This is a genomic window from Nonomuraea sp. NPDC003727, from assembly GCF_053586935.1.
This window is the reverse complement of record NZ_JBSFNE010000007.1, coordinates 379,588-405,584: the sequence shown is the minus strand read 5'-3', so window position 1 is coordinate 405,584 and position 25,997 is coordinate 379,588. Positions and strand designations below refer to the sequence as shown.

Genomic DNA, 25,997 nt, shown 5'->3' with positions numbered 1-25,997 from the left:
TAGGGTGGGAATGAAGGCCGGTATGGATGTCCGAGGCCGTCAGGAGGCGAGCGCGAGCCCATGGGAATGATCATGGCCGTGAGCTTCACCCGCTACGGGAGGCTCTACTACCTCGATCCGGGTGGGCACAGCCCCAAGGTGGGAGACAAGGTGCTGGTTCCCACCGACGCGGGGCCGGAGGTCGCCGAATGCGTGTGGGCGCCGCAGTACTCCAGTGAGGACATCGACGGCCTGCCGGTGTGCCAGGGCCTGGCGGGCGAGGAGCACCTGACGCGCGACGAGACCAACAAACGGCGGCGCGCGGAGGCCCGCAGCGTCTCCAAGCGGCTCATCAAACGCCACGCGCTGCCGATGAAGGTGGTGGGTGTCGACTACCTCGACAAGGAGAACGTCTACACGGTCTACTTCTCGGCCCCGCATCGGGTCGACTTCCGGGCGCTGGTGCGCGACCTGGCCCGCAATCTCCGGGCCAGGGTCGAGCTGCGGCAGATCGGGCCGCGTGACGAGGCGAGGCTGCAGGGCGGGATCGGCCCCTGCGGGCGCGACCTGTGTTGCGCGACGTTCCTGAAGGACTTCGAGCCCGTGTCGGTGCGGATGGCCAAGGACCAGGACCTGCCGGTCAACCCGCTCCGCATCGCCGGGGCGTGCGGCCGGTTGATGTGCTGCCTGAAGTACGAGCATCCCTTGTACCAGGAGTTCCGGGCGTCCACGCCGCGGGTCGGGGCCGCTGTGGACACCCCCGAGGGGCCGGGGACCGTGGTGGGGCACAACGTGCCGTCCGACTCGGTGGTGGTGCGGCTGAACGACGGCGGGCGGCGGTGCTCGTGCTCGAAGGCCAGCGTGTGCGGTCCGCGCAAGGCGTACGACTCGACGTACGGCGAGGGCGACTGACGGTTGCCGGCGCGGGCTCTGGAGATTGACGGCACGGGCTCGTTCCTGAAGGGCGGCCTCGGGTGGCGTTCGTGCCGGAGTCGGATCGCGGAGGTGACGTGGGGTGGGGCGGCGCGGGTTCGTCATCGGTCTCGGGGTGAGCCTGCTGGTCGCCGCGTGCGGCGCGCCCGCCACCCCCTCTCCCGACCTCTACCGGCAGAAGCTTGCCTGGAGCGACTGCGGCGACGGGTTCCAGTGCGCCGAGCTCGCCGTACCGCTCGACTACGCCCGCCCGGGCGCCGACCGGCTGTCCATCAGCGTGATCAGGCTGCCCGCCACCGGCGACCGCCTCGGCTCCCTCGTCATCAACCCCGGCGGCCCGGGAGGGTCGGGCATCGAGTACGGCAGAGCCGCCCGGCTGGTCGTCAGCCCCGAGGTGCGGGCCAGGTTCGACGTGGTCGGCTTCGACCCGCGCGGCGTCGGCGAGTCGTCGCCGGTCGAGTGCCTGAGCGACGAACGGCTGGACGCCTTCCTCGCCCTCGACGCCACCCCTGACACCACCGCCGAGGTGGCCGCGCTCGAGAAGGGCTCCCGGGAGTTCGCCCGCGGTTGCCAGGCCGCCTCGGCCCGCCTGCTCCCGCACCTCGGCACCACGAACGCCGCCCGCGACCTCGACATCCTGCGCGCCGCGCTCGGCGACGACCGGCTGACCTATCTCGGCAAGTCGTACGGGACGTCCTTAGGGGCCCACTACGCCGACCTGTTCCCCCGTCGCGTGCGGGCGCTCGTGCTCGACGGAGGCATCGACCCCGCCCTCACCCGGGTGCGGCTGAACGAAGGGCAGGCCAAGGGCTTCTCCGACGCCTTCAGGGCCTACGCCGAAGACTGCGTCGCCGCTCCCGACTGCCTTCTGCGGAGCCGTACGGTCGACGGTGCCGTCGCCGAGCTCGCGGGGGTGCTTCGCCGTACGGACCGCAGGCCCCTGCGAGGTGGCGGGCGCCAGGTCACCGAGGCGCTGGCCACGCTCGGCGCGCTGACCCCGCTGTATGACCGGCGGTCGTGGCCGCTGCTGTCCGACGCGCTCCACGCGGCGGCCAACGGCGACGGCGACCTGCTGCTGCGGAGCGCCGACCGACTCGTCGGACGCGCGGAGGACGGCACGTACACCAACCAGACCGAGGCCAACATGGCCGTCAACTGCGTCGACAGCCCCTACCCCCGCACGACCGCCGGGTTCGCGAAGGCGGCGGAGGAGGCGGAGCGGAAGGTGCCGGGCTTCGGGGCGTTCATCATGTGGAGCTCGCTGCCCTGCGCCTTCTGGCCGGCTCCGCCGACCACCCCGGCCCGGCCGCTGCGGGCGTCGGGCGCGCCGCCGATCCTCGTGGTGGGCACCACCCGCGACCCCGCCACGCCGTACGGCTGGGCCAGGGCGTTGGCCGGGCAGCTCGAGTCCGGCGTGCTCGTGAGCTTCGACGGCGACGGGCACACCGCCTACCTGAACGGGTCGACGTGCGTGGACGGGCTGGTCGACGCCTACCTGCTGACCGGCCGGGCGCCGCGCGAGGACACGAGATGCCCCGCGATCGAGTGAAAAGGAAGGCGCGAGGACTCCGCGGGCTCCTGTAGACTTCATGACGTTGTATGGCACGCCGCCTTAGCTCAGTCGGCCAGAGCACTTCACTCGTAATGAAGGGGTCTCGGGTTCGAATCCCGAAGGCGGCTCCAGCTCAGAAGCCCTCCGCGGGATCGCGGAGGGCTTCTGCGTGTCTAAGTGAGTGACTACGAGTTCCGGTCGGGGACTGAACCCCCTCCGTCTTCGGGGTCGGTCATGGGACATCGTTTCCCTCCATGACGACACGTTCGTTTCGGATACGGCGAGCTAATCCTGACGATGCCGTGATCTTGGCGCAGTTGAATCGCTTCGTGCATGATCGCCATGTCGATGCAAGACCGGATATTTCCATCTGGCCTCGCGGGCATCGTTGCCCTGGCCCCATGTAGGGGCTCTCACGAGCGCCATAGGTCGGAGAGATCATCACCGAACGACATGTGCTCGGTGACGATGCCAAAGACGTACAGCAGCGAGCGCAGGGCATCATCGGCAAAGGTGCGGGGAGTAGAGATGACCTTGCAGACTTGCTCTGGTGACACAACGTGGCCTGTAGCAGCCTCGATCCAGACGCTTATCTGCTGGTGAAGATCAGCGTCCTGGGCATAGGCGACTTCGGGTGGTGCAACGTCGTATGCCTCGGCATGGTGCTCATTGAGATACAGCTCCCAGCAAGTCTCACCATCGGCAGCCCCCATCACGTGCGCCAAATCGCTGTCCAATACGAAAGCCAACAGCGCGCGCCCGTTCGTCTGCGCCAAGACAGCTTCATGATCCTCGGCCGCCAGAATCTCGGTCTCAGCGACCGACCATCCCGGGGCAACCACTTCCTCCCATGGATCCGGACCCCAGGTATTACCAGCAGGGAGGATCTTCGCGGCGTCGCTCGGTGCCTGACATGCGAGGTAAGCGGCCCATGTGCCCACAGAAACCCCCAGGTCGAAGGTGTGCATGGAATAGCGAGCAGGAAGTGTGCGGAGTCGACGCGGGGCTTCCCTTCGAAGCGGGTTGAGGCCGTGACGATCGCCGACTTCGGCTCCCGCGTCTCGGGCTGGGCGATCGCTCATTGAGAGATCCTGGGTAGACAGCCCTCGTAAGGGTTGTCACCTCTCGGCCCGGCGGGTGCATGGCCTGCGATCGGATCGCCGCTTGACGGCTCGCGTGCAGTGGCGTCGGCCCCGCTGGGACGGGGGCGTCGAGATCGGCATCAGGAAATAGCCCTGCATCGAGGGCCGCGGTGATGAGCCTGTGAATCCCCTCAAACCGTGGCGACGGTCCTATGCCACAGCGGCCCTCAGCAGGGCCGATCACGCTTGCCTCTTCTCGATCATCTGACGCTCGACACCGGGCGCCGCCGAGGAGTAGGAGCTGCCACCAGTGCACTTCAAGCTGTGCCCGTTCAGCGGACTCGGTCGTAGACCATGGCCATCTCGCCCAGCTCGCCGGTCTCCTGGTGGGTGAGCGTCCACTTGGTGGCCGGCAGGCCGTCGTCGAACAGTCGCTGCCCACCTCCGGCGATCTCGGGGAAGATCATGAGGTAGAGCCGGTCGAGCAGGTCCGCCGACAGCAGCGGCTTGATGATGCTCGCGCTGCTGTTGACGAGAATGTCGCCCTCACCGGTGGCCTTGAGGTCGGCGACGACGTCGGCGGCGGGTGCGTTCACCACGCGGGTGCGGTCCCACGGTGCTTGGGCCAGGGTGGTCGACAAGACCACCTTTTCGGTGTCGACCAGCCATGTGGCGTATCCGCGATCACGCGGGTCGGCGTTGTCGTCTTCGGCGACCGACGGCCAGTAACCCATGAATCCCTCGGCGTTGAGTCGGCCGAGCAGCGCCGTCGTGGCGTTCTCCCAGATGCGGGTCATGTGGTCGCGCGCGACGTCGGTGGTCACATACGGGGCGAACGGCCCGAAGTCGTTGGGCCCGCCGGGGCCGTGGTAACGACCGTCAAGGGTGAGGCTCAGGTTCGCGGTTACTTTGCGGCCAGTCGAGCTGGTCATTTCGGGCTCCTCATGGTGATGTCATTTCCGGCGCCGCCGGTGGTGTCGGTGTTGCTGGAGTCCGCGGCGAGGGTCGCCATGAGCTTGTCGAGGCTCTGGCCGAAGCCGATCTCGATGCCTGCGATGAAGTCCGCGGACTCGATGGTGCTGTCGGTGATGCTGAAGCGGACGTCGAGGTCCGTACCGGTGCCGGTGGGCCGGAGGTCGAGGTCGAGGTGGGCGGTGAAGGCCGGGCTGCCGTCGGGAAGCAGCGGGGAGAGCCGGTAGGCGAGGTGCTCCCCGGGGCTTACGTCCTCGACGACTCCGTGTGCGCGTCCGGCGACCAGGTCGGAGCCGTCGGCATCGTCGGCGTCGCGGTACTCATGGATGATCCGCCCGCCCGGTCGCGCCTCGAAGACGAGCTCGGAGACGCGCAGGTCGTCCGGTGTCCACCAGTGGGCGAGCAGGGAGGCCTCGGTCAGGTGGCGCCAGACCTCCTGCGGGCGCCCGTCCAGCGGCCGGTGGAAGGTGAACGAGCGGCCGTCGGCCCACCCCGGTTCCTTGGCGGCGAGCCGCTCTGTGTGGAGGCCGAGACCGTAGCGGTCGTAGGTCTCGCGCGGGCCGCCGGCCTGGTCCGCGGCGTTGGCCAGTCGGGTGAGCGTAGCCGCCAGCTCCCGTAGGGGCTCGGTTCGGAGCGCGTAGATGCGGCGCTGACCGGAGCGCTGGGAGGTGACGACGCCGACACGCTCCAGAGCCTGCAGGTGCTTGGTCGTCTGCGGCTGGCGTGCCTCTGCGAGCTGGGCGAGGACTCCGACCGGCCGGGGCCGCTCGGCCAGCAGGCTCACGAGCCGCCAGCGGGCTGGGTCGGCCAGAGCGGCGAGGAGTGCGTCCATGCCGAGAAGTATTCTCCATGGAGAATATTCGTGTCAAGGAATATTTCGGGGGGTGGGCTCGGAAGCGTAGGTGAAGGGCAGGTCTGCGTCGAAGGCGAGTGCTCTCACGGACCTGCTCAGGGGCGCGCACGATTCGCTGGCGGCCGGCTCGTGGCCCCATCGGCACGCGGATCCACAGCGGGGTCGAGGCCTTCCGCTCGGCGGGCCGCTTTGCGCGCCCCTCTGGGTGTGCTGCACGCGCGGGAGACCGTTTGCAACGCCTCGGGCGCAGTGTCCGCATGCAGCACGTTTGCCCCGGACAGTCTGCAACGAGGCACGGTTTGCTACTTCGCGTGGCGCAGTGACGCATGGTCCGAATGCGTGTCAAGGCGCTGAAGATGTTGCTGACTAGTCCTGTTATGGCGTCCTTGAGTGCTCTTGTCGCGCTCCAATGCCGGCGTTTGGATCTAAGGGTGGTCTTCTGCGGTGCGTCACAAGCGCCGGATTTCGGATGTATCACCCGTATCGCTGCCCGACCTGTCCAGCCCGGTCCTATCTCGGCGCGCCGGTCATCAGGCTGCGCCGTCCTCCCAGAGAAGGAGTCGCGACCTTGACCATGCTGACCTACACCGTGCTCACCGACCCGGCGCCCCTGGCGGCGTCAGAGGCCGGGCGGCAGTCCAAGTCCACGGGGACGGTGTACCTGCTCGTCACGAACACCGGGCAGACGGCGTACTCCAAGATCACGCTGACGGTTCCCGTCGGCACTGGCGCCGGCGACCTCACACTTGCCCAGGACTTCGCCACGATCACGCACAAAGCCGAGTACACCGACATCAAGTCAGGTAGCCCCCGTTCGGTGACCGTCCAGACGCAAGGCTCCGCATTCCAGGTCACCGACAAGGGCGGTAAAGCAATCAACTTCGGCCCCGGTGACTACATGGTGCTGACGCTGGAGAACATCACCGTCGCCCCCACACCCGGGCTGGCCGTGCTGACAGTGACCGAGAACGCCAGCAGAAGCAAGGGCGGGAGCCCGCGCAACAGTTACACGGCGGTGGCGCTGGTGAAGACCGCGCCACAGGAGATACCGGCGCCGCACGGCTTCCTCGCGGACAACGCCGTCGTGGACGCCGGAACAAAGGTCACGCTGAACTGGGAGGGGTCCGACGACTTCACCTACGAGATCCTGTTCCCGGGGGGCCGGAAGCCCGTTCCCAAGGTCAAGCACGCCGGGTCGCATGGCCCGTACTCCTTGGTGCTGGACGCCGCCGACGCCCCGAAGCGCGACACCACCTACACCCTCGTCGCCGAATTCGGCACCCAGCGGCACATCTCCACCACGACCGTTCAGGTACGCAATCCCATCCTGGAAGCCCTCACCGCCGTCAATGGCGTCACCACCCCGTGGGTACAGGGGTCGACCAAGGGCGACGGAACCTTCACCTTCTCCAAGGGCGCGATGCACGTGTGGCGCGAATTCGGCTCCAACGACTCGGGCGCCTTGTACGCCGGCGAGGCCACCGTCAGCGGCGTCGCCACCGAGTATGTGAAGGGTCTTAAGAGCGGCGACGGAGACATCACATTCCTCCCCGGTGGGGTGAAAGTCTGGCGCAGACGCGAATCCAACGACCCGGGCACCCTGTACGCCGGCGAGAGCGTGTTCGACGGCGTCGCCACCGAGTACGTGAAGGGTCTTAAGAGCGGTGACGGAGATATCACCTTCCTCCCGGGTGGGGTGAAAGTCTGGCGCACGCGCGGCTCCAACGACTCGGGTGCCCTGTACGCCGGCGAGAGCGTGTTCGACGGCGTCGCCACCGAGTACGTGAAGGGTCTTAAGGACGGTGACGGAGACATCACCTTCCCCCAAGGCGGGGTAGCGGTCTGGCGCACACGCGGCTCCAACTACCCGGGCACCCTGTACGCCGACTCCATACGCGCGAAAGATGCCCCCTACGGGCAGGGTGGCGGGTGGATCAACCTTCACGACGAAGGGATAACCGTTTATCTGTCAAAGGACGGGAGTAATGGGCTTGGGAGCGTGACGGCTCGCTCCTACAACCGCTGACTTCACCACCGTTCTGCACACGGAATGGGTCCGGAGCATCCTCCGGGCCCATTTCGTGTGCTGTGCTCGGGGAGTAGTAGGAGAGAAAAGGGCAGTGATCGCGGCCCGTGCCGACCAGGCCGGGCTGGACGAGGCCCCGCGCGCATGTTCATCGGTTCGACGCCGGGTGGACCTGACCGCCACCGGCCAGCCTGCTCAATGCTCAGACTGAGGTCTCGGCGGCCGTCCGGGCATTGCTGATCTGGACGTGCTGTGCCTGCGCACGCCGGGGTGGCGATTCCGCCTCTCTGAGATGGCCCGCGAGATCACCGGAGCCCTCGACCCGGCTGACCCTGCCTAGGTCGTGTCAGCGGCCGCGTCAGGACGGCAACAGCCCGGTATCAGAGCGGTCGGCGATGGTGAATGCCATGAACGGTGCAGCGAGTGCGGCCGCAAGGCCGGGCGAGATCTTCTCGGGCGACCCGGCCTGAGCAATCTCGACACCCCCGGCACCAACAGGCCCGCATTCCATCAATTGAGTTTCCTAACAGATTTGAAGGAGCACACCACCATGTCCATCACCCTTAACGACCAGGACACGTTCACCCTGCGGACCGCCGCGTGGGGCGCCGTCTCGCTGATGGCCGCCGCTGGTGCCGCCGGCTCGCCCCACAGGATCGCCACCGAAGGCTCCATCGCCCTGACCTCGGCGACCGGCCTGGTCGGGCACGTGCTCACCAAGGCGCCCAAGGGCCTGAACGGCAAGTCCACGGCCGCACTCGCCGACCACGTGCTGCCGGCCCTGACGGCGGCCATGAGCCTGCTCAAGAAGCAGGCTCCGGCGGAGGCCGACAACTTCCGCCGCACCGTCATCGTCGCCATCGAAGCTTCCGCCCGGCCCGGGAAGGGCGAGCCCAGCCCCGCCATGGCCGAGATGGCTCGCAAGATCACCGAGGCTCTCGACGCCGCTTGACGGATGTCGGCCTGCGCGGCTACCGCTCGTCACGGGGTCCTGTCCGGACCCCTGTGACGCGGCGGCGTGGCAGGTCAGGGAAGGCCAGGCCCCCACGATGCCCGGCCGGCTGCCCCCGCCGCGTGTCGGAGCGTCCCCGTATCTTCCGCCCATGAGCACCCCCTCCTATGCATGGCTTGATCTTCTGCGCACCGGTAGCGAGAAGATCCTTGAGTGGAACTATCGCGATCACGCCGAGCAGCGTAAGTACGAGACTCGGGATCCCCAACGGCTGGGCTCGACCGGTGCCGGCGAGGAAGAGATCGCCCGCGCTGAGGAACGTCTTGGGATCACCCTTCCACCCAGCTACCGGCAATATCTCCAGGCCGCCAACGGCTGGGACATCGTCGGCTACGGAGAGGGTCACCTTGCGTCGGTCACGGAAATCGGCTGGCTCCGAGACGTAGATCCAGACATCGCGCTCGGGTGGGCTGACGAGGACCTTCCTCCCGTATCTGACGAGGAGTACTTCACCTACGGCGAGGCGCAGGACTGCTGCCTGCACCTTCGGACCGAGTACATCCCGGACACCCTCTGGATCGGCGAGCACGACGAAGGCGCCTTCCTGCTCAACCCACACATCAAGACCCCTGATGGTGAGTGGGAAGCCTGGTTCATGGCCTCATGGCTGCCCGGAGCCACGCGCTTCCGATCGTTCTGGGACCTGATGCGGGACCAGTACAGCGGCTATTGACCGCCCCCGCTCCTGGCCGGCGCACCTTCCACATCGTTGTGAGGGAGATGGGCCACCTTAGGCCGTCGCGAATACATCATCGTCAGCGCCTTCACGGCCTCTCCTGCCTTGGCTTTCTCCGCAGCCCAAGGCGACCTTTCGCCGGTTGGCGCGGACCCTGATCGTAATCCGCGGGTAGGCCACCCATGGTCATCATCGTGACATTCTGGGTCCCATGGATGAGCCTTTCGCTGCGCCCTTTGAGAAGATTCGCGACCCGGCGGGACGAAAATCAGCCATCCAGGCCCTGGGAGTCATCGCTCCGACCCCGAGAACTCGCAATAACGCCTATGTGGTTTGTGGAATCAGCAGCGCCCTGATCTTCATGGCTGGAGTCGTGGGGTTCCTTTCCGTGCTGAACGGAAACGAGAGCCTCGCACCTCTGGCCATCGTGTTCGCGATCGTGGGGATCGGCGGCCGGATCGAAGCGGCAGTGCGGCTACGGCCATAGGAGTGGCGCCGCCTCGCTCCCGGTGCTCAATGGCGCGGGTCCGCTTGCCATTCGGGCATGGGGGCGGGCGCCTGTACCTGGTTGCTGTACAGCAGTCCTTGATCGAGTTGTTGGTGGTCACCGAGGCTGCGATGTCGCCGGCCGAGGTGTCCAGGTCATAGCCGGTGGGCGGACGCTCCCGCTTCCTCGTCGACGGCCCCGCGCGGTTACAGTTCTGATCATGGGGCTTGCGGGTGGTCGGGTGTTTCTGGAGCGTGGGGACGTCAGTGACCTGGCGCGGAGCGTCTTCGGGGCGAGCCGTCGGGTGGCCGGCGTGGAGCGGCTCAGAGGGGGCAGCAAGAAGGGCGTCTACCGGCTCCTGTTCGACGACGGGTTCGCCGCGATCCTGTACCTCTGGTCCGACGACGAGAACTACTGGCCTGCCGCGGTGGAGGATGAGGGGCCCTTCTCGCACGCCTCGGGTCTGCGCCTCTTCTCGGCCGCCCACGGGCTGCTGGAGGAGGTGGGCGTCCGGGTGCCGCGGCTGTACGTCGCCGACGATTCCCAGTCGCGCTTTCCCGCCGATCTCGCTCTCGTCGAGGACGTGCGCGGCGGAACGCTGGAGAGGCGGCTGGACGACGACCCGCAGGGCGGAACGGCGATCCTCGGGAAGCTCGCCCGGTCCTTGGAGCGGATGCGGCAGCGCACGAGCCCGCGCATGGGGAAGATCGCTGAGGTGGCCGACGGTTCGGTCACGCAGCCGGACTCCTGCGTGACGGCGGTGCTCGACCGCGCGCTCCGGGATCTGGACGAGGCCGCCGCCCGTGTCGGGAAGATCGCGGAGGCGAGGGCGGAGTGCGTCGCCGTTCTCGAGGAACTGGCCGCCGCCATCGAGCCTCGGTCGAGCCACGGACTGATCCACGGCGAGCTGGGCCCGGACCACGTCCTGATCGACGACCAGGACGAGCCGGTGCTCGTCGACATCGAGGGGACGATGTTCTTCGACGTCGAGTGGGAGCACGTCTTCCTGCGGATCCGGTTCCACGAGCACTACGCGCACCTGCACGTCGACGGGCTGGACGAGCGCCGGATGGAGCTCTATCGGCTCGCGCAGCACCTGTCGCTGGTCGCCGGCCCGCTGCGGCTACTGGAGGGCGACTTTCCCGACCGGGACTTCATGGAGGGGCTCGTGAGGCATCACACCGCCGCGACGCTTGCGCTTGTCCCGGCGGAACGGCCCCGCCCCTGACGGCCGGAGCGCGGCCGGTCACCGGTTCGGGATCGTGGCGGAGCGCGATCGGCCACCCGTTGAGGATCGTGGTGGAGCGCGGCCGGTCACCGGTTCGGGATGGTGGTGGAGTGCGGTCGGTCACCCGTTCAGGGTCGTGGCCGGTTGACGACGCTCCAGTCCTCCCCGCCGTGGCCCTCCGTCACGGCCTGGGTGAAGACCGCCAGGGTGGCGTCAAGGAGGGGGTAGTCGGTCGGCCCGGCCAGGCGGGAGGCGTAGTCCAGGTCCTTGCGTGCCCACTCGGCGGAGAAGTTGATCGGCTGGGGCGGGGTGACCAGGTTGTCGTGCGCCATCGTGGTGATGACCCCGCCCGGCCGCTCCAGCAGCGCCGCCCCCACCTGGCCGAGGTCCAGGCCCGCCAACCCGGCGAGCCGCATCGCCTCGCCGAACGCGGCCATGTGGACGGCTTGGAGCGCGTTGAGCACCAGCTTGAAGCGAGTGCCGGCGCCGACGGGGCCGAAGTGCCGGACCTCCCGGGAGACGGCGGTCAGCACCGGGGCGAGTTCGGCCAGCCGTGCCGGATCGCCGCCGACCAGCATGGTGAGGTTGCCGGTCCTGGCACCCGCCGCGCCGCCGGTCAGCGGCATGTCGTAGAAGGTGAGGTTCCGCTCCGCGCAGACGGCCGCGAGCCGGGTGATCCAGTCGACCGACAGGGTGGCCGAGGAGATCAGAATCGTGCTGGGGCGGGCGCCGGCCAGGATGCCTTCGGGGCCCAGCCAGACCGTGCGCGAGGACTCGTCGTTGGCGGTCACTTCGAAGACCACGTCGGCCTGGCGAGCCGCCTCGGCCGGGGTGGGGGCGACCAGCGCGGTGTCCGAGATCGACTGGTGCAGCGGGCTGCGGTTCCACAGGACCACGTCGTGCCCGTGGCGAGCGAGGTTGGCGGCCATGCCCTGGCCCATGATGCCCACTCCGACGATTGCCACAACGGCCATCGTTCTTCTCCTTGGTCAGCGGTTGGTTCGGCGTGCGGAACCAGCGTGCCTGCCTCGGGGCGCGGTGCGGCAGGCCCGCCTAAGGGGTGCTCTGGCAGGGCCCCCCTTGGGTATCGACGGAGCGACATACTGTGGGAATGCCAGCGAAGAGTGATTTGGGGGAGTTTCTCCGGGCTCGGCGGTCCAGGATCCCGCCCCAGGAGGTGGGGCTGCCCGCCACCACCGGGCGCCGCCGTACGCCCGGGTTGCGCCGCGAAGAGGTGGCGATGCTGGCCGGGGTGAGCATCGAGTACTACACCCGCCTGGAGCAGGGCAAGCAGGGCAATCCCAGCCCTCCGGTGCTGGAGGCGATCGCCGGGGTGCTGCGGCTGACTGATGACGAGCGAGGGCACCTGTTCGAGCTGGCCAACGCTCCCGCGGCCAGGCCGACCGCGGTCCGGCCGCCCCAGCAGGTCAGGGCCGAGGTGCGGCGGTTGCTGGAGATCGTCCGTCCTTGCCCGGCCTACGTGTTGAGCCGGGCCAACGACCTGCTGGCCGCCAACGAGGCGGGGATGAGGCTGCTGCCGGGGATCGAGGAGTGGCCGGCCGCGTTGCGGAACACCGCCCGCTACACCTTCCTGCACCCGCAGGGCAAACGCGTCTACGGCAACTGGGACGAGGTGGCCGCGGCCACGGTGGCTCACCTGCGTGCCGTCGCCGGGACCTATCCCAACGCGCCCGACGTGGTCGGCCTGGTGGGAGAACTGGTCGTCAAGAGCCAGGAGTTCGCGGCCCTGTGGGACAGGTACGACGTGCGCAGGCGCACCAACGGCCGCAAGTGCTTCCGGCATCCCGCCGTCGGCCCCATGGCGCTGAGCTACGAGGTGCTGACCGTCGCACGCAGCGAAGGGCATCGGCTGGTGGTCTACCAGGCGGAACCGGGGACGCCCGACCACGACGCGATGCTGCTCCTCGAAATGGCGCAGGTGAGTGGCTGAGCCGGTGGTCGTGTCCGCTCACCGGTGAGGACGAGGAGCCTGGGCGATCACGACGTACCTCTCGTCGCTGATCGGACGGCCCCACAGCGCCGGGTCGGTGAGGTGCTCGGTGTGGACGATGCGGGCGTGCGGCTCCAGCGCCGCGATCAGCCGTACGGCGGGGACCCCGCCCAGCCACGGCAGGGGAGGAGATCCCGGGGCGTAGGAACCGCCTGCGTCGGAGCTGCTTCCTACGGAATCGTCTCCGTCGGAACGGTCTCCGTCGGAACGGTCTCCGTCGGAACCGCCTGTGTGGGAGCCGTCTCCGTCGGAGCTGCTTCCTTCGGAACCGCCTGCGTCGGAACCGCCCCATCGGCCTTCGACCAGGATGAGGCGACCGTCCGGCCTGAGCAGGTCGAGCCAGCGACGGAGCGCCTCCTCGGGGGCGGGGAGGGTCCAGACGAGGTGGCGAACGAGAATCGCGTCGAACGCGTGGCGGCCCACCCCGGGCGCGTCGCCGGCATCGCCGACGATCAGCGGTACGGCGAAGCCCGCCTCGGACAGCTTGCGCTCCGCCTGGGCGATCATGCGGGGCGACAGGTCGATCGCAGTGGGGTGGTGTCCGAGCTGGGCGAGGAGCAGGGTCAGCGACCCCGTCCCGCACCCGAGGTCGAGGACGTCGGCTGACGGCCCGGGCAGCCATCCGGCCAGCCGCCGGGCCCAGGCGGCGCGGACATGCGGGTCACGGAGGCCGTGGTCGGGCTCGTCGTCGAAGGTGTCCGCCGAGGAGTCCCAGAAGGCGGCGATGGGGGTGAGACCTGAGGTCGGCATGGCCCGACTCTCGCAGGCGGCACCGACAAACCCGGCGCTCGTCACTCGGTCCGGCCCCAGCTCCTCGGGCGCGTCTCCGAATAGCAGCCCGACTCGTACTTCAGGATGAGATACGCCTGCTCGTCATAGGCGTCCCGGATGTCCAGGTAGAACACGTGGCTGCGGCCGTCCGCCGTCGTCACCTCGAGGTGCCCTCCGGAGTATCCCCGCTGCAGGTGGGCGTCGGTGATGTCGTCGAGGTCGAACTCGACACCGCGGATCGAGAACTTCTTTCCCATCGGGACCACTCCGTGCCGGTCGGGTGCGCCTTCACCGAAGCAGCATGGCGTGCCCGCCACCGCGGATCAACGCCCGCGACGGGGCCTGGAGCGCCCCGGGCCGGCGGGTGGGCGTGAGCACGAGCGGCTGGTGCCCCGGGGTTCGGCGGGTGGGTGGGGCCACGAGCAGATGGTGCCCTGGGCCGATTGGTGGGTGGGGCCACGAGCGGCCGGCGCCCTGGGACGGCGGGTGGGTGGGACCAGGAGCGGCCGTCGTCCCGGGCCGACTGGTCGGTGGGGCCACGAACGGCCGGTGCCCCGGGTCGGCGGGTGGGTGGGGCCAGGAACGGCCGGTGTCCGGGCGTGGCGTGTGGCGCAGGCGAAGGTGTCCCGGAAACGGCAACAGATTTTGCGGCTTCGGCGCCCGCGGTCGCACTCTGGGTACGGAGGTGATCGCCATGATCCACATGACGAACGAGGCCGAGTACGACGTGATCGTGATCGGCGCCGGCGCGGCAGGGCTGAATGCCGCGCTGGTGCTGTCCAGGGCCCGTCGGCGGGTGGCCGTGGTGGACGCGGGGGAGCCCCGCAACGCCCCGGCCGCGCACATGCAGGGCTTCCTGTCCAGGGACGGCATGTCCCCCGCGGCCCTGCTCGCGGTGGGCAGGGACGAGGTGACCGGGTACGGCGCGCGGTGGGTCGAGGGCCGCGTCGATCAGGTCAATCAGCTCGGCCAGGTCGACCAGGTCGAGCCGGGCTTCGCCGTCCAGCTGGCCGGCGGGGCGACGCTGACGGCCCGCAGGGTGCTGGTGGCCACCGGGTTGCGCGACGAGCTGCCGGACATCCCCGGGGTGCGCGAGCGGTGGGGCAAGGACCTGCTGCACTGCCCGTACTGCCATGGGTACGAGGTGCGTGACGAGCCGATCGGTGTTCTCGGCACGAACCCGGGCGCGCTGCACCATGCGCTGCTGCTGCGCCAGTGGTCGGGCGATGTCGTGCTCTTCTCGCACACGCTCGAGCTGACCGACGAGGACCGGGTACGGCTGGCCGCCCGCGGGGTGCCCGTCGTCGAGGGCGTGATCAAGCGGTTGGTGGTGGACGGTGACCGGCTGCGCGGGGTCGAGCTGGCCGACGGGCGGGTCGTGCCGAGGAGCGCGGCGTTCGTCTCCCCGCGCATGACGCCGCACGACGCGCTGCTGGCCGGCCTGGGCTGCGAGAAGGACGCGCACGGCTGGCTGGTCACCGACGGCTCGGGCCGTACCAGCGTGCCCGGTGTCTGGGCGGTCGGGAACGTCGCCGACCGGCGGGCGCAGGTGATCACGGCGGCGGGCATGGGCTCGGCGGCGGCCATCGCCATCAACACCGACCTGGTGGAGGAGGAGGTCGACCGGGCCGTCGAGGACCACCGGGCGGCGGAGGCAGCCGCGGCGCGGTAGCTCGCGACACGGAAGGCCAGCACACGCCGTCCCGCCCGCGGGGCGGCCCGCCGTCCCGCTCACGGTCCTGCCCGCAGTCGCGCCCATGGTCGCGTCCGCGGTCGCGTCCGCGGTCCCGCCCGCCCGTAGTCCCGTGCGCCTGCAGTCCCGTCCGGCCGGGTCGCGGTCGCGGTCCGGCGCGGCGCGGCGCGGCCGGCGTGGGGTGGGCGCCCTGGGCGAGGGCGCGGGGATCCGTCTGCCCCGTGCCGTTCGCGACGGCGGCGCGGGCCGTCGAACTCTGGAACGCTCGAAGTGACGACGGGACCGCCAGAACGGAAAAGTTGCTGACAGGGGCCCTTGCGCGGGGGGTCGTTCAAAGTTAATCCTTAGGAAGGTTTCCTGTTAGTTAACACCCCCGGGAGCTCCCGTGAACAAGAGAACCGCCGCCTTAGCCGCAGGAACAGCCGCTCTCGTCCTCCTCCCCGCCGGCGCCGCCAACGCACATGGCACGATGTCCAACCCGCCGAGCCGCGTCTACGTCTGTAAGAACGAAGGGCCGGAGGCGCCCAGGTCGGACGCCTGCAAGGCCGCCGTCGCCGCCGGGGGGACCCAGGCGTTCTACGACTGGAACGAGGTCTCCCTCCTCGAAGCGGGCGGACGGCATCGCGAGCTCATCCCCGACGGGAAGCTCTGCAGCGCGGGACGCGAGAAGTACCGGGGCCTCGACCTGCAGCGCGCCGACTGGCCCGCCACGTCGGTGCGACCTGGCAGCTTCACGCTCACCTACCACGCCACCGCACCCCACTCCAACAGCAACTTCGAGTTCTACATCACCCGTGACGGGTGGAACCCGACCATGCCCCTGAAGTGGTCGGACCTCGTGCACATCCGCACGTTCACCAACCAGAACCCCACGACGTTCACGAACTGGACGATCAACCTGCCGCAGCGCAGCGGCCGCCACATCCTCTACTCGATCTGGCAGCGCGTCGTCGGCAGCAACGAGGCCTTCTACACCTGCTCCGACGTCGACTTCGGCGGAGGCGGCGGCACGCCGACCCCGACGCCCACTCCGACCCCCACCCCGACACCGACGCCCACGCCTACGCCCACGCCGACCTCGACAGTGCCCGCGGGGACGTGGCAGGCTGGCAAGGCCTACAAGGGGGGTGACCGCGTGACGTACGCCGGTCTGTCCTACGAGTGCCTGCAGGCCCACACGGCCATCGCCGGATGGGAGCCGCCCAACGTGCCGGCGCTGTGGAAGCGCGTCTGATCGCCGCCCTCGCCGCGGCCCTGCTCCTCGGGGCGGGCTGCGGCGAGCAGCCGCAGGAGCAGGTCAACGCCGACGACGTGATGTTCCTGCAGATGATGATCCCGCACCACAAGCAGGGCATCGAGATCGTACGGCTGGCGGGCGGCAAGGCCACCACCCTCGGGATGAAGACGCTGGCCGCGGCGATCGAGCGCACCCAGGCGGCCGAGGTCACCACGATGACCAGGTGGTTGTCGGCATGGGACCAGCCGCTGACCGCCCCGTCCGACGCCCATGCCGGGCACGGCGGGCTCCCGGAGACCGACCGGGCGCGGATAGCCGCGGTGAAGAACGAGCGGGACCTGATCAACCTGCTGATCGCCCACCAGGACGACGCGATCCAGATGGCGCGGGTCGAGGTCTACAACGGGGCGAACCCGCGGGTGAAGGAGTGGGCCGGGCAGGTGGAGCGGTCGCGGCAGGCGCAGATCGAGCAGATGCTGACCTTCCTCGACCAGGACGCCAGGCCCTGACGAGAGCGCGAGAGCGAGTGCCCCTCAGGGGAGCGGGGTGACGAAGTCGGTCAGGGCCTTCTCGTAGGCGGTGGGGGAGACGTTCCAGGAGCCCGTGTGCCCAGCGCCCGATGTCCTGAAAAGTCGAACAATGTCCGGGCGGAGGCGGGCGAACTCCACCGCGGGCCCCACCGGCACCGTCTGGTCGTCGTCGTCCACGAACAGCAGCACCGGCACCGAGAGGTCCGCCGCGTGCGCCACCTGGTCCAGCTCGGCGAACGACAACCCGGTCCGCCACTCGACCACGGACATCCCCACCGAGGCCAGTCACAGCGGCACCCCCCGCTGCCTGGCTCCCAGCTCGATCGGCGCCCGCCAGTCCATGACGGGGCTGTCGAGGATGAGCCCCTTGATCGGCGCGTCCGGCAGCATGCGCGCCGCCATCGGCACGATCGCGCCGCCCATCGACCAGCCGTACAGGTAGACGCCGGTGGCGCCGGACGCGCGCGCGTAGGAGATCGCGGCGGCCACCTCCTTCCACTCGGAGGCGCCGAGGTGGTGCTTGCCGTCGGGGCCGGCGGGCACCCCCTCGTCGTTGCGGTAGGTGATGCTCAGCACCGGCATCCCCAGCCTGTGGAAAACCGGGATGACGCGGGACGCCTCGGCCGGGTTCGCGTTGCGCCCGTGGACGGCGATCACCCACGTCGTGCCGTTCCCCTCGGTCCGCCAGGCGGGGAAGTCGCCCAGCTCGGACCTGATCCGCACCTCCTGGTACGGCACGCCCACCGCCGAGCGCGGGTCCTCGTGGCCCCACATCCACCTGTCCAGGTAGGCCCGGACGCCGGGTCGGAGCGTGCCCCGCCGTACCGTGTCGACCTTGCGGGTGACGGTGCCGGGGCCGCGCGCCACCACGTCGCCGAGGATCGCGTTGCCGGCGGCCCAGGTCAGGCCGAACGAGCCGGGGGCGTCGGTGTCGGCGCCCCCGCGCAGGGTCACCCGAGTGCCGTCGTAGGAGACGACCTCCAGCGGATACGAATCGCCGTGGGACGGGTCGATGACCAGGCCGGAGTAGTACCAGCCGGCGCCGGCGACCCCAAGGAGGGCGAGCAGCGCCAGAACGCCCGCTACCCCGGCGATTCTCTTCATGAGGTGAAAATACAGGAGATAAGTGATCTAATCATTAGATGATGGTTGCCCGGCCTTCCCTCTCCGGCGTCCTCACCGAGCAGGTTCTCGGTCTGATCACTGAGAGCGGGCTGCAGCCGGGCGACCGGCTGCCCACCACACGCGAGCTGGCGCAGCGGTTCGCCGTGACCACGCCCACGCTGCGCGAGGCGCTGCGCCGTCTGGAGGCGACCGGCGCGATCGAGATGCGGCACGGTTCCGGCCTCTACGTCGGCGCGGACATCGAGCGGGTCGTGCTGCCCAATCCCAACAGGCGCGCGATGCCGGGCGGGCAGCTGCTCGACCTGCTCGACGCGCGCATCCTCATCGAGCCGCCGCTGGCAGGGCTGGCGGCGGGCCGTCCTGGCGCGCAGGAGCTGCGGGAGGTGCTCGGCCAGGCGGCCATGCACCTGCGCGGCGACGACGCCGAGCTGCACGAGGCCAACATGACCTTCCACCGGGTGGCGGCCAGGCTGGCGGGCAACAGCGTGCTCGGCGAGGTCGTCGACTCCCTGCTGCGCGTGCACGCCTCCGAGCAGCGGGAGATCCTGCGGCTGTTCGACGACCGGCGTCGTGACCACGACGAGCACCTGGCGATCCTCGAGGCGATCGAGGCAGGCGACGCCGCGGCCGCGGAGGAGCTCATGCGTTCCCACCTGATCGACGTGAAAACGGTGATCGAGCACAGGCTCATGTAGAACAGGAGGCCGGTCATGATCCGGCGAACCCCCATCCTGATGACCGCTTTCCTCCTCCTGGCCGCGTGCGGGAGCACCCCCGCCCGCCAGGCCAAGACGGAGCTGACCCTCTACAACGACAAGGGCGCGTGGAGTCCCTACTTCACCGAGATGGGCGCCCTGTCCAAGCAGCAGATCGGCCTGGCGATGAAACCGGTCGGCTACACCGACGAGCCGACCTACCAGGCCTTCATCAAGGCCGCGTTCCGCACCGACGCCAAGCCCGACCTGTTCACCTGGCAGACCGGGGAGCTGCTGAAGGAGATCGTCGGGCAGAAGCAGGTGGCCGACACCACCGCCGTCTGGCAGGAAGCGATCAGGAACGGCGACCTGTCGCAGGACCTCGCCACCTACTACACCGTCGACGGCAGGCAGTACTGCGTGCCGCTGAACGTCGCCTACTGGGGGATGTTCTACAACAAGAAGATCTTCGACGCGCACGGCCTGAAACCGCCCACCACCTGGGACGAGCTCATCACGGTGGCCGAGACGCTCAAGAAGGCCGACATCAAGGCCATCTACCACACCTCCGTCCTGTTCTCCTTCGTCTGGTTCGAGCAACTCCTGGCCGGGACCGATCCCGACCTCTACGACCGCCTCTCGACGGGGAAGGCGAAGTACACCGACCCCGGCGTGGTCCAGGTGATGGAGAAGTGGAAGTCGCTCATCGACGCCGGATACTTCAGCCACCCGGGTGACAAGACCGACCCCGCCGACGCGCTGAAGAACGAGAAGGTGGCGATGGTGTCGTTCGGCACCTGGTTCAACACCAGCATGACCCAGCGCAACCTGGACGCCGGGTTCTTCGTCATCCCGAACGTCAATCCGGCCCTGCCCAAGACCTCGATGATCTTCGAGAGCGGGCCGCTCTGCTCGCTCGCCAAGGCGCCGGATCCCGAGGCGAGCATGAAGTACCTCAAGTGGTGGACCACCGCGCAGGCGCAGGAGAAGTGGGCCACCGCCCGCGGCGACGTCAGCGCAAACCCGAGGGTGACCATCAAGAGCGAGGCGTTGGGGCAGGTCACCAAGGACGCGGGCAGCGGCGGGTACCGCCTGGTCAACCGCTACTTCGAGGCCACGCCACCGCCGATCCTGGCCGCGGCGCTCGACGGTTTCGGGCTGTTCGTGGCCAAGCCGGAGACCTACCGGCAGGTGCTGGAGGACATCCAGAAGAAGGCCGACGAGTACTGGAGCACGCACCAGTGACAGGGAGGACGACGGCTCCGCTGCTCGGCAGGTTCCGCGCGGGATACGTCTCCCCGGCGGTCCTGCTGGTGGCGGGCCTGCTGTACGCGCCCTTCGTCTGGACGGCCTACCTGAGCCTCACGCGCTACGACGGGCTGGCCCCGCCGGAGTTCGCGGGATCGGCGAACTTCGTCAAGCTGTTCGACGATCCCGCGCTGCTCACCGCGACCCGCAACACGCTGATCTGGGTCGTGGGCACGATGGTGCTGCCGGTCGGCCTCGGACTGCTGGTGGCGGTGCTGTCGTACGACATCAGGGGCGGCGCGTGGTTCCGCGTGCCGTTCATGCTGCCCTACGCGCTGAGCGGGGCGGGGCTCGGCCTGGTGTGGAGCCCGATCCTGTCGCACGACGGCATCGCCAACCGGCTGCTCGGCGTCGACACCGCCTTCCTGCAGGACGCGCCGCTGAACACGATCGCCATGCTGCTGGTCTGGACGTGGCAGCAGCTCGGCGTCAACACGCTGCTGTTCGCGGTCGGGCTGCAGTCGATACCCAAGGAGCCGATCGAGGCCGCCCGGCTCGACGGGGCCTCGGGGTGGCGGCTGTTCCGGCACGTCATCTGGCCGCTGCTGGCGCCGCTGACCGCCGTGGTCGTCGGGCTCGCGCTGGTGGCCAGCCTGAAGAGCTTCGACATCGTGTGGGTCATGACACAGGGCGGTCCTGGGCGCAACTCCGAGACGCTCGCCGTCACGATGTACCGCGACACGTTCGTGGCCGGCGAATACGGGTACGGCTCTGCGGTCGCCGTCCTGCTGACGGTGGTCACGGGCCTCGCCTCGTACCTGTATCTGCGGAGGCGCGCATGATCAGGAGGTTCGTCCTCGTCGTGCTGGGGCTGATCTGGCTCGGCCCCACCTACCTGCTGGTCGTCAACGCCGCGCGGCCCGCCGACACCTACGACCCCTCGCGGGCGTGGATCCCCTCGCCCGACGTCGCCCTGATCCAGAACTTCCTCCAGGCGTGGAACCGGGCGGACCTCGGCCAGAGCCTGGCAAGTACCGCCCTCTACAGCGTCGTCTCCCCCGCGCTCGGGGTGCTGATCGGCGCGATGGCGGGGTACACGATCGTCGTGCTGCGGCTGCGCCACGGCTTCCTCTGGTTCATGGTCATCTTCGGCGGCACGATCTTCCCGTCGCAGATGCTGCTCGTCCCGCTCTTCGTCGGCTACAGCGACGCGGGGCTCTACGACACCCGGCTCGGGATGATCATCGTCTACACGGCGATCAGCGTGCCGCTGTCGGCCTTCGTGCTGCGCAACTTCTTCTCCGGCGTGGCCTTCTCGATCTTCGAGGCGGCCAGGATGGACGGCGCGTCCACCCTGCGTGTCTTCTTCCGCGTCTACCTGCCGCTGGCCGCCGGCGCGCTCGCCGCTGTGTTCATCCTCAACTTCACCTTCATCTGGAACGACCTGCTGTTCGGGCTGACGCTGTCGCAGACCGCCGAGGTGCGGCCGGTGATGACCGCGCTGGCAGGCCTGCTGACCGACGTCTACGCGGGCACGCCGGTGCCCGTCGGCCTGGCGGCGGGGCTGGTCGTGTCACTGCCCACGGTGGTGCTGTTCGTGGTCACCCAGCGGATGTTCGCCCGTGGACTCGCCCTAGGAGGTCTGTCATGACGAGCCGGCTGCTGCAGCCGAGCCTTGGTTCCCCCGACTATGACGGCATACGGCAGGCGTTGCGCGAGGACACCTCGACACCGGTGATCTCCGTGCGGGGCCTGGAGGCACGGGTCTCGGTGCTGCCGCTGATCACCCACGACGGCCGCCAGGCGGTCAGGGTGTCGGTGACCGGCCTGGTGCCCGCCCACCTGGAACACGTCCTGGCCGATCCGGACAGCGCGGACGACCGCACGGGGGACGGGGCGGCGGACGGCGTGGTGGACAGGGCCGAGGGCGCCGACGTGACGCTGCTCGTGCCCGAGGTGACCCGGCCGCGCGACCTCACCCTGGAGCTGCGCGACGGCGAGGGCGTGATCGGCCAGGCGCTGGTCACCGTCACGCCGCAGCGCCACTGGGACGTCTTCGTCGTCCACCACTCGCATCTCGACATCGGCTACACCGATCCGCAGGGCACCGTGCTGCGCCACCACCTCGACTATCTGGACGCGGCGCTGCGGCTGACCGAGGAGAGCGCGGACTGGCCCGACGACGCGAGGTTCCGATGGACGGTGGAGTCGTCGATGCCCGCGCTGCGCTGGCTCGCCGCCCGCCCCCGCGACCTGGTCGCGGCCTTCAAGGAGCGGATGCGTGACGGGCTGATCGAGGTGACCGCCCTGCCGTTCCAGCTGCACACCGAGGCGTGCTCGACCGAGGAGCTGTACCGGCAGCTGCGCTTCACCGAGGAGCTGCCCGCCCGCTCGGCGATGCACACCGACGTGCCGGGCGCGGTCGTCGGGCTGATCGACGCGCTGAACTCGGTGGGCGTGCGCTACCTGGCGGCCGCCCACAACTGGGCCGGGCGGTCGGTGCCGTACCTGCACGGCGGCGACAAGCTCACGCGGCCGTTCCGGTGGCGGGCGCCCAGCGGCAACGAGCTGCTGGTCTGGTTCACCGACACGCCGCACGGCATGGCCTACATGGAGGGCAACACGGTCGGCCTCGCCGACTCCTTCGAGCTGGCCGACGACCTGCTGCCGCGCTACCTGTGCGCGCTGGCCGGGCGGGGCTACCCGTACGGCCCCGGCACGTTCGGCTGGCAGGGGCCGGACGCGGAGCGGGAGCCGTACGCGCTGGACGCCCTGCACCTGAGGGTGCAGGGGGCGCACGCGGACAACGCGGGCCCCTCGATCGTGCCCGCCTCGATCGTGCGCGAGTGGAACACCAGATGGGCCTACCCCCACCTGCGCTCGGCCGTCAACAGCGACTTCTTCGCACACGTCGAGGAGCGCTATCACGACCGGCTGGCCGTCCACGAGGGCGACTGGACCGACTGGTGGGCCGACGGGCTGGGTTCGGGCGCGCGCCCGCTCGGCTACGTGCGACGGGCGCAGAGCGCGCTGCGGGCCGCCGAGACGCTGCACACCCTGGCGGGCGCGGACGCGACCGAGCAGGTCGATCTGGCCTACGACAAGGTGGCGCTGTTCAACGAGCACACCTGGGGCGCGGCCAACCCGTGGGAGGACGCCGAGGAGGCGGGCGACTCGGGCGGGCTGCAGTGGACGCGCAAGTCCGCCGGCGCCTACGACGCGCAGGACGACTCCGCCGACCTGCTGCAGGCGGGCATGCGCAGGTTCGGCAGGACCTTCGGCGGCAGGGGCTTCGTCGTCGTGAACCCCGGCACGCAGCGCCGCACGGACGTGGTGCGGGCCTTCCTGCCGCGCGACGTGGTGCCGCTGGACGAGCCGATCGCGCTGGTGGACGAGCGGACCGGCGAGCGGGTCCCGCACCACGAGGAGGTCGTCCACCCCGTCGACTGGCCGACCAGGCCGATCGGCCGGCACGTCAGCGCGGTCGTCGGCGACCTTCCCGGGTACGGCTACGCGTTCCTGTCGATCAGGCCGGGCGAGGCCGTCACGACCAGGGAGACCGGCGAGACGATCGAGAACGAGTTCTACCGCGTCGGCTACGACATCAAGGAAGCGTACATCCGCTCGATCTTCGACAAGCGGGCCGGCAGGGACCTGGTCAACGCCGACGCCGCCGCCGGGTTCGGGCAGTACGTCTACGACCGCTACGCCACCGCCCCCCACTTCAACCACATGTCCGGGCATGTCGGCGCGCACGACAGGACGCTGCTCGGCGACCGGGCGATCGGCCGTCACGCCGCCGTCGTCAAGGCCGAGCGCACCGCGATCGGCGAGAAGCTGGTCGTCGAGCTGCAGGCCAAGGGCGTCGACTGGGTGCGCACGACGATCGAGCTCTACGACGGGGTGCCGCGGGTCGATCTGACCTACCGGCTGGCCAAGCAGGGCACTCCGGCCAAGGAGGCGGTCTTCCTGGCCTTCCCGTTCGCCTGCGCCGGACCGCCCGCGGCCTGGGAGCTGACCGGGGGTGTCGGCGGCGGTCCGAGCGTGCCGGGCTCGGCCGCCTACATGCTGCCGATCAGGCACTGGATGGCCTTCGACGACCCGGAGCTGTCGGTGGCGTGGGCGACGCTCGAGGCGCCGCTGGTGCAGCTCGGCACCATCCACATGCCCTACGCGCCCTTCCCCGCCACGCTCGCCGAGGAGCCGGGCACGATCTACTCCTGGGCGCTCAACAACATCTGGGACACGAACTTCCCCACCCAGCAACAGGGGGAGACGACCTTCCGTTACGCGGTCACCTCCTCCTCGACCATGACGAGCAGGGTGCTCGGCCCGCTGGCCGCCGCCGGGCTCACCGACCCGTTCCTCGGCATCCTCGCCACGGGGACGGCGCGGCCCGGCGCGGAGGGCGTCTTCGCGACCGTGGACCATCCGGAGGTCCACATCACCTCGCTCGGCCGTACCGCCGAGGGGGTCGTCATGCGGCTCCAGTCGCTGGCCGCGACCGAGGTCGAGGCCACCGTGAGGCTGCGCGGCCTGCGCGCGGCCACGGTCGGCGGGACGCCGCTGCAGGTCCACGACGAGCAGGTCAAGGTACGGCTGCCCGCCTGCGGGGTGGCCGCCGTTCGGGGGATGCTGTGAAGATCGTTGACATCAGGGCCACCACGGTGGCCGTCCCGCTCGAAGCGCCGCTGCGGCACAGCAACGGCGCCCACTGGGGCAGGTTCGTCAGGACCATCGTCGAGGTCGAGGCCGACAACGGGCTGATCGGGCTGGGCGAGATGGGCGGCGGGGGAGAGGGCGCCGCCGCCGCCTTCCGCGGCCTGCTCGACTACCTGTCCGGCCACGACCCCTTCCAGCTCGAGGCGCTCCGCTTCAAGATCGCCAACCCGACGGCCTCGCTCTACAACAACCGCACCCAGCTGCTGGCCGCGCTGGAGTTCGCCTGCCTCGACCTGATCGGCCAGCAGCTCGGCGTGCCCGTCCACGACCTGCTCGGCGGGAGGCTCAGGGAGTCGGTGCCGTTCGCCTCCTACCTGTTCTTCCGCTACCAGGGCGACGCGGCGCCCGAGGTGCGCACGCCCGACCAGCTCGTCGAGCACGCCAGGGCGCTGAAGCGGGCGCACGGCTTCACCGTCCACAAGCTCAAGGGCGGGGTGTTCCCGCCCGACTACGAGCTGGAGTGCTACCGGGCGCTGGCCGCCGCCTTCCCCGGCGACCGGCTGCGCTACGACCCGAACGCGGTGCTGTCCATGGCGGAGGGGCTGCGCTTCGGCAGGGCGATCGAGGACCTCGACAACGACTACCTGGAGGACCCGGTCCTCGGGCTGGAAGGGTTGCGGCTGATCCGCGAGCGGGTCTCCGTGCCCCTCGCGACGAACACCGTCGTGGTGAACTTCGAGCAACTGGCCGCCAACGTGCTGCGGCGGGGCGCCGACGTCGTGCTGCTCGACACCACCTTCTGGGGCGGCGTCAGGCCGTGCGTGAAGGCGGCGGCGGTGTGCGAGACGTTCCAGCTCGGCGTGGCCGTGCACTCCTCGGGCGAGCTGGGCATCCAGCTGGCGACCATGCTGCACCTGGGCGCCGTGCTGCCCAACCTCACCTACGCGGCCGACGCGCACTACCACCACCTCGTCGACGACGTCATCGCCGGAGGGAAGCTGGCCTACCGGGACGGGCGCATCGCCGTACCGGACGGGCCAGGGCTGGGGGTGCGGCTGGACAGGGAACGGCTGGCCCGCTACGCCGAGCTCTATGCCGAGCTGGGCGGCTACCCCTACGACCGCGACCCCGGCAGGCCCGGGTGGTACGCCCAGGTGCCGAACGAGCGCTTCGCCGACCCGGCCGCGGGGCCGTGACCTCAGCGACCTCAGCGACCTGAGCGACC

General features: G+C 69.7%; 25 protein-coding genes and 1 tRNA gene. 18 read left to right on the top strand and 8 right to left on the bottom strand.

What is annotated here, in order from left to right; translation table 11 throughout:
* Positions 1–66 precede the first annotated feature (66 nt).
* The 3 genes from ACWDLG_RS20635 (at position 67) to ACWDLG_RS20625 (ending at position 2,595) form a co-directional block, all read left to right on the top strand.
* Positions 67–891, top strand: a complete 825-nt coding sequence (locus ACWDLG_RS20635) for a PSP1 domain-containing protein (protein WP_354909524.1) — start codon at positions 67–69, stop codon at positions 889–891.
* A gap of 103 nt (positions 892–994) precedes the next feature.
* Positions 995–2,461: an alpha/beta hydrolase gene (locus ACWDLG_RS20630; RefSeq protein ID WP_449922075.1), complete on the top strand. Its 1,467-nt coding sequence runs from the start codon at positions 995–997 to the stop codon at positions 2,459–2,461.
* A gap of 57 nt (positions 2,462–2,518) precedes the next feature.
* Positions 2,519–2,595: transfer RNA gene (locus tag ACWDLG_RS20625), tRNA-Thr, on the top strand.
* A 282-nt stretch (positions 2,596–2,877) separates the two neighbouring features.
* Here the strand turns inward: ACWDLG_RS20625 and ACWDLG_RS20620 are convergent.
* From ACWDLG_RS20620 to ACWDLG_RS20610, 3 genes are all read right to left on the bottom strand, one after another.
* Entirely contained in the window at positions 2,878–3,432 is a 555-nt protein-coding gene (locus ACWDLG_RS20620) for a hypothetical protein (protein WP_449922074.1), read from the bottom strand.
* A 446-nt stretch (positions 3,433–3,878) separates the two neighbouring features.
* On the bottom strand, positions 3,879–4,478 hold the full coding sequence (locus ACWDLG_RS20615) for a dihydrofolate reductase family protein (RefSeq protein ID WP_449922072.1): 600 nt from the start codon (positions 4,476–4,478) through the stop codon (positions 3,879–3,881).
* Complete coding sequence (locus ACWDLG_RS20610; protein WP_449922070.1) at positions 4,475–5,350, bottom strand: metalloregulator ArsR/SmtB family transcription factor; 876 nt, start codon at positions 5,348–5,350, stop codon at positions 4,475–4,477. Before ACWDLG_RS20610 ends, ACWDLG_RS20615 begins: the two co-directional genes overlap by 4 nt.
* Before the next feature lie 589 nt (positions 5,351–5,939).
* Between ACWDLG_RS20610 and ACWDLG_RS20605 the strand changes: the two genes are divergently transcribed.
* From ACWDLG_RS20605 to ACWDLG_RS20585, 5 genes are all read left to right on the top strand, one after another.
* Positions 5,940–7,397 (top strand): hypothetical protein, encoded by a 1,458-nt coding sequence (locus tag ACWDLG_RS20605; protein WP_449922068.1) that lies wholly within the window; start codon positions 5,940–5,942, stop codon positions 7,395–7,397.
* Positions 7,398–7,947: 550 nt separating this feature from the next.
* A complete protein-coding gene (locus tag ACWDLG_RS20600; protein WP_449922067.1) occupies positions 7,948–8,349 on the top strand; it encodes a hypothetical protein in 402 nt (133 codons plus the stop codon).
* A gap of 151 nt (positions 8,350–8,500) precedes the next feature.
* Positions 8,501–9,082 (top strand): SMI1/KNR4 family protein, encoded by a 582-nt coding sequence (locus ACWDLG_RS20595; protein ID WP_449922066.1) that lies wholly within the window; start codon positions 8,501–8,503, stop codon positions 9,080–9,082.
* A 214-nt stretch (positions 9,083–9,296) separates the two neighbouring features.
* Complete coding sequence (locus ACWDLG_RS20590; RefSeq protein WP_449922065.1) at positions 9,297–9,572, top strand: hypothetical protein; 276 nt, start codon at positions 9,297–9,299, stop codon at positions 9,570–9,572.
* 313 nt (positions 9,573–9,885) lie between these two features.
* Entirely contained in the window at positions 9,886–10,800 is a 915-nt protein-coding gene (locus ACWDLG_RS20585; RefSeq protein ID WP_449922063.1) for a phosphotransferase, read from the top strand.
* A 128-nt stretch (positions 10,801–10,928) separates the two neighbouring features.
* Here ACWDLG_RS20585 and ACWDLG_RS20580 read toward each other — a convergent pair whose 3' ends face one another.
* A complete protein-coding gene (locus ACWDLG_RS20580) occupies positions 10,929–11,774 on the bottom strand; it encodes an NAD(P)-dependent oxidoreductase (RefSeq protein ID WP_449922061.1) in 846 nt (281 codons plus the stop codon).
* A 155-nt stretch (positions 11,775–11,929) separates the two neighbouring features.
* On the opposite strand from ACWDLG_RS20580, the gene ACWDLG_RS20575 reads away from it, so the two are divergent.
* Positions 11,930–12,751, top strand: coding sequence for a helix-turn-helix transcriptional regulator (locus ACWDLG_RS20575; protein ID WP_354909262.1), 822 nt, complete (start codon positions 11,930–11,932; stop codon positions 12,749–12,751).
* Between the two features lie 18 nt (positions 12,752–12,769).
* On the opposite strand, the gene ACWDLG_RS20570 is transcribed toward ACWDLG_RS20575, so the two are convergent.
* Positions 12,770–13,561, bottom strand: coding sequence for a class I SAM-dependent methyltransferase (locus ACWDLG_RS20570; protein ID WP_449922059.1), 792 nt, complete (start codon positions 13,559–13,561; stop codon positions 12,770–12,772).
* A gap of 41 nt (positions 13,562–13,602) precedes the next feature.
* Positions 13,603–13,839: a hypothetical protein gene (locus ACWDLG_RS20565; RefSeq protein WP_449922057.1), complete on the bottom strand. Its 237-nt coding sequence runs from the start codon at positions 13,837–13,839 to the stop codon at positions 13,603–13,605.
* Positions 13,840–14,276: 437 nt separating this feature from the next.
* Here ACWDLG_RS20565 and ACWDLG_RS20560 point away from each other — a divergent pair, with 437 nt between their 5' ends.
* The 3 genes from ACWDLG_RS20560 to ACWDLG_RS20550 all read left to right on the top strand — a co-directional run bounded on the left by ACWDLG_RS20560 (position 14,277) and on the right by ACWDLG_RS20550 (position 17,021).
* Positions 14,277–15,254 (top strand): NAD(P)/FAD-dependent oxidoreductase, encoded by a 978-nt coding sequence (locus ACWDLG_RS20560; protein WP_449922056.1) that lies wholly within the window; start codon positions 14,277–14,279, stop codon positions 15,252–15,254.
* Positions 15,255–15,660: 406 nt separating this feature from the next.
* A complete protein-coding gene (locus ACWDLG_RS20555) occupies positions 15,661–16,509 on the top strand; it encodes a lytic polysaccharide monooxygenase (protein ID WP_449922055.1) in 849 nt (282 codons plus the stop codon).
* The gene (locus tag ACWDLG_RS20550) at positions 16,494–17,021 is read left to right on the top strand and encodes a DUF305 domain-containing protein (protein WP_449922054.1); all 528 of its coding nucleotides are present in this window, start codon (positions 16,494–16,496) and stop codon (positions 17,019–17,021) included. The genes ACWDLG_RS20555 and ACWDLG_RS20550 overlap by 16 nt, the downstream gene beginning before the upstream one ends.
* Positions 17,022–17,045: 24 nt before the next feature.
* Here ACWDLG_RS20550 and ACWDLG_RS20545 read toward each other — a convergent pair whose 3' ends face one another.
* Positions 17,046–17,312, bottom strand: coding sequence for a hypothetical protein (locus ACWDLG_RS20545; RefSeq protein ID WP_449922052.1), 267 nt, complete (start codon positions 17,310–17,312; stop codon positions 17,046–17,048).
* A gap of 15 nt (positions 17,313–17,327) precedes the next feature.
* The gene (locus ACWDLG_RS20540; RefSeq protein ID WP_449922050.1) at positions 17,328–18,146 is read right to left on the bottom strand and encodes an alpha/beta hydrolase; all 819 of its coding nucleotides are present in this window, start codon (positions 18,144–18,146) and stop codon (positions 17,328–17,330) included.
* 38 nt (positions 18,147–18,184) lie between these two features.
* On the opposite strand from ACWDLG_RS20540, the gene ACWDLG_RS20535 reads away from it, so the two are divergent.
* From ACWDLG_RS20535 to ACWDLG_RS20510, 6 genes are read left to right on the top strand one after another with little or no spacing between them, the layout of a single operon-like run.
* Positions 18,185–18,862 carry a FadR/GntR family transcriptional regulator gene (locus tag ACWDLG_RS20535; protein ID WP_449922048.1) on the top strand — a complete coding sequence of 226 codons (678 nt, stop codon included), beginning with the start codon at positions 18,185–18,187 and terminating at the stop codon, positions 18,860–18,862.
* A 15-nt stretch (positions 18,863–18,877) separates the two neighbouring features.
* A complete protein-coding gene (locus ACWDLG_RS20530) occupies positions 18,878–20,107 on the top strand; it encodes an ABC transporter substrate-binding protein (protein WP_449922047.1) in 1,230 nt (409 codons plus the stop codon).
* The gene (locus tag ACWDLG_RS20525; protein WP_449922045.1) at positions 20,104–20,952 is read left to right on the top strand and encodes a carbohydrate ABC transporter permease; all 849 of its coding nucleotides are present in this window, start codon (positions 20,104–20,106) and stop codon (positions 20,950–20,952) included. The genes ACWDLG_RS20530 and ACWDLG_RS20525 overlap by 4 nt, the downstream gene beginning before the upstream one ends.
* Positions 20,949–21,761, top strand: a complete 813-nt coding sequence (locus ACWDLG_RS20520) for a carbohydrate ABC transporter permease (RefSeq protein ID WP_449922043.1) — start codon at positions 20,949–20,951, stop codon at positions 21,759–21,761. Before ACWDLG_RS20525 ends, ACWDLG_RS20520 begins: the two co-directional genes overlap by 4 nt.
* Complete coding sequence (locus tag ACWDLG_RS20515) at positions 21,758–24,751, top strand: glycoside hydrolase family 38 N-terminal domain-containing protein (RefSeq protein WP_449922041.1); 2,994 nt, start codon at positions 21,758–21,760, stop codon at positions 24,749–24,751. The genes ACWDLG_RS20520 and ACWDLG_RS20515 overlap by 4 nt, the downstream gene beginning before the upstream one ends.
* On the top strand, positions 24,748–25,968 hold the full coding sequence (locus tag ACWDLG_RS20510) for an enolase C-terminal domain-like protein (protein ID WP_354909294.1): 1,221 nt from the start codon (positions 24,748–24,750) through the stop codon (positions 25,966–25,968). Before ACWDLG_RS20515 ends, ACWDLG_RS20510 begins: the two co-directional genes overlap by 4 nt.
* Positions 25,969–25,997: the final 29 nt, after the last annotated feature.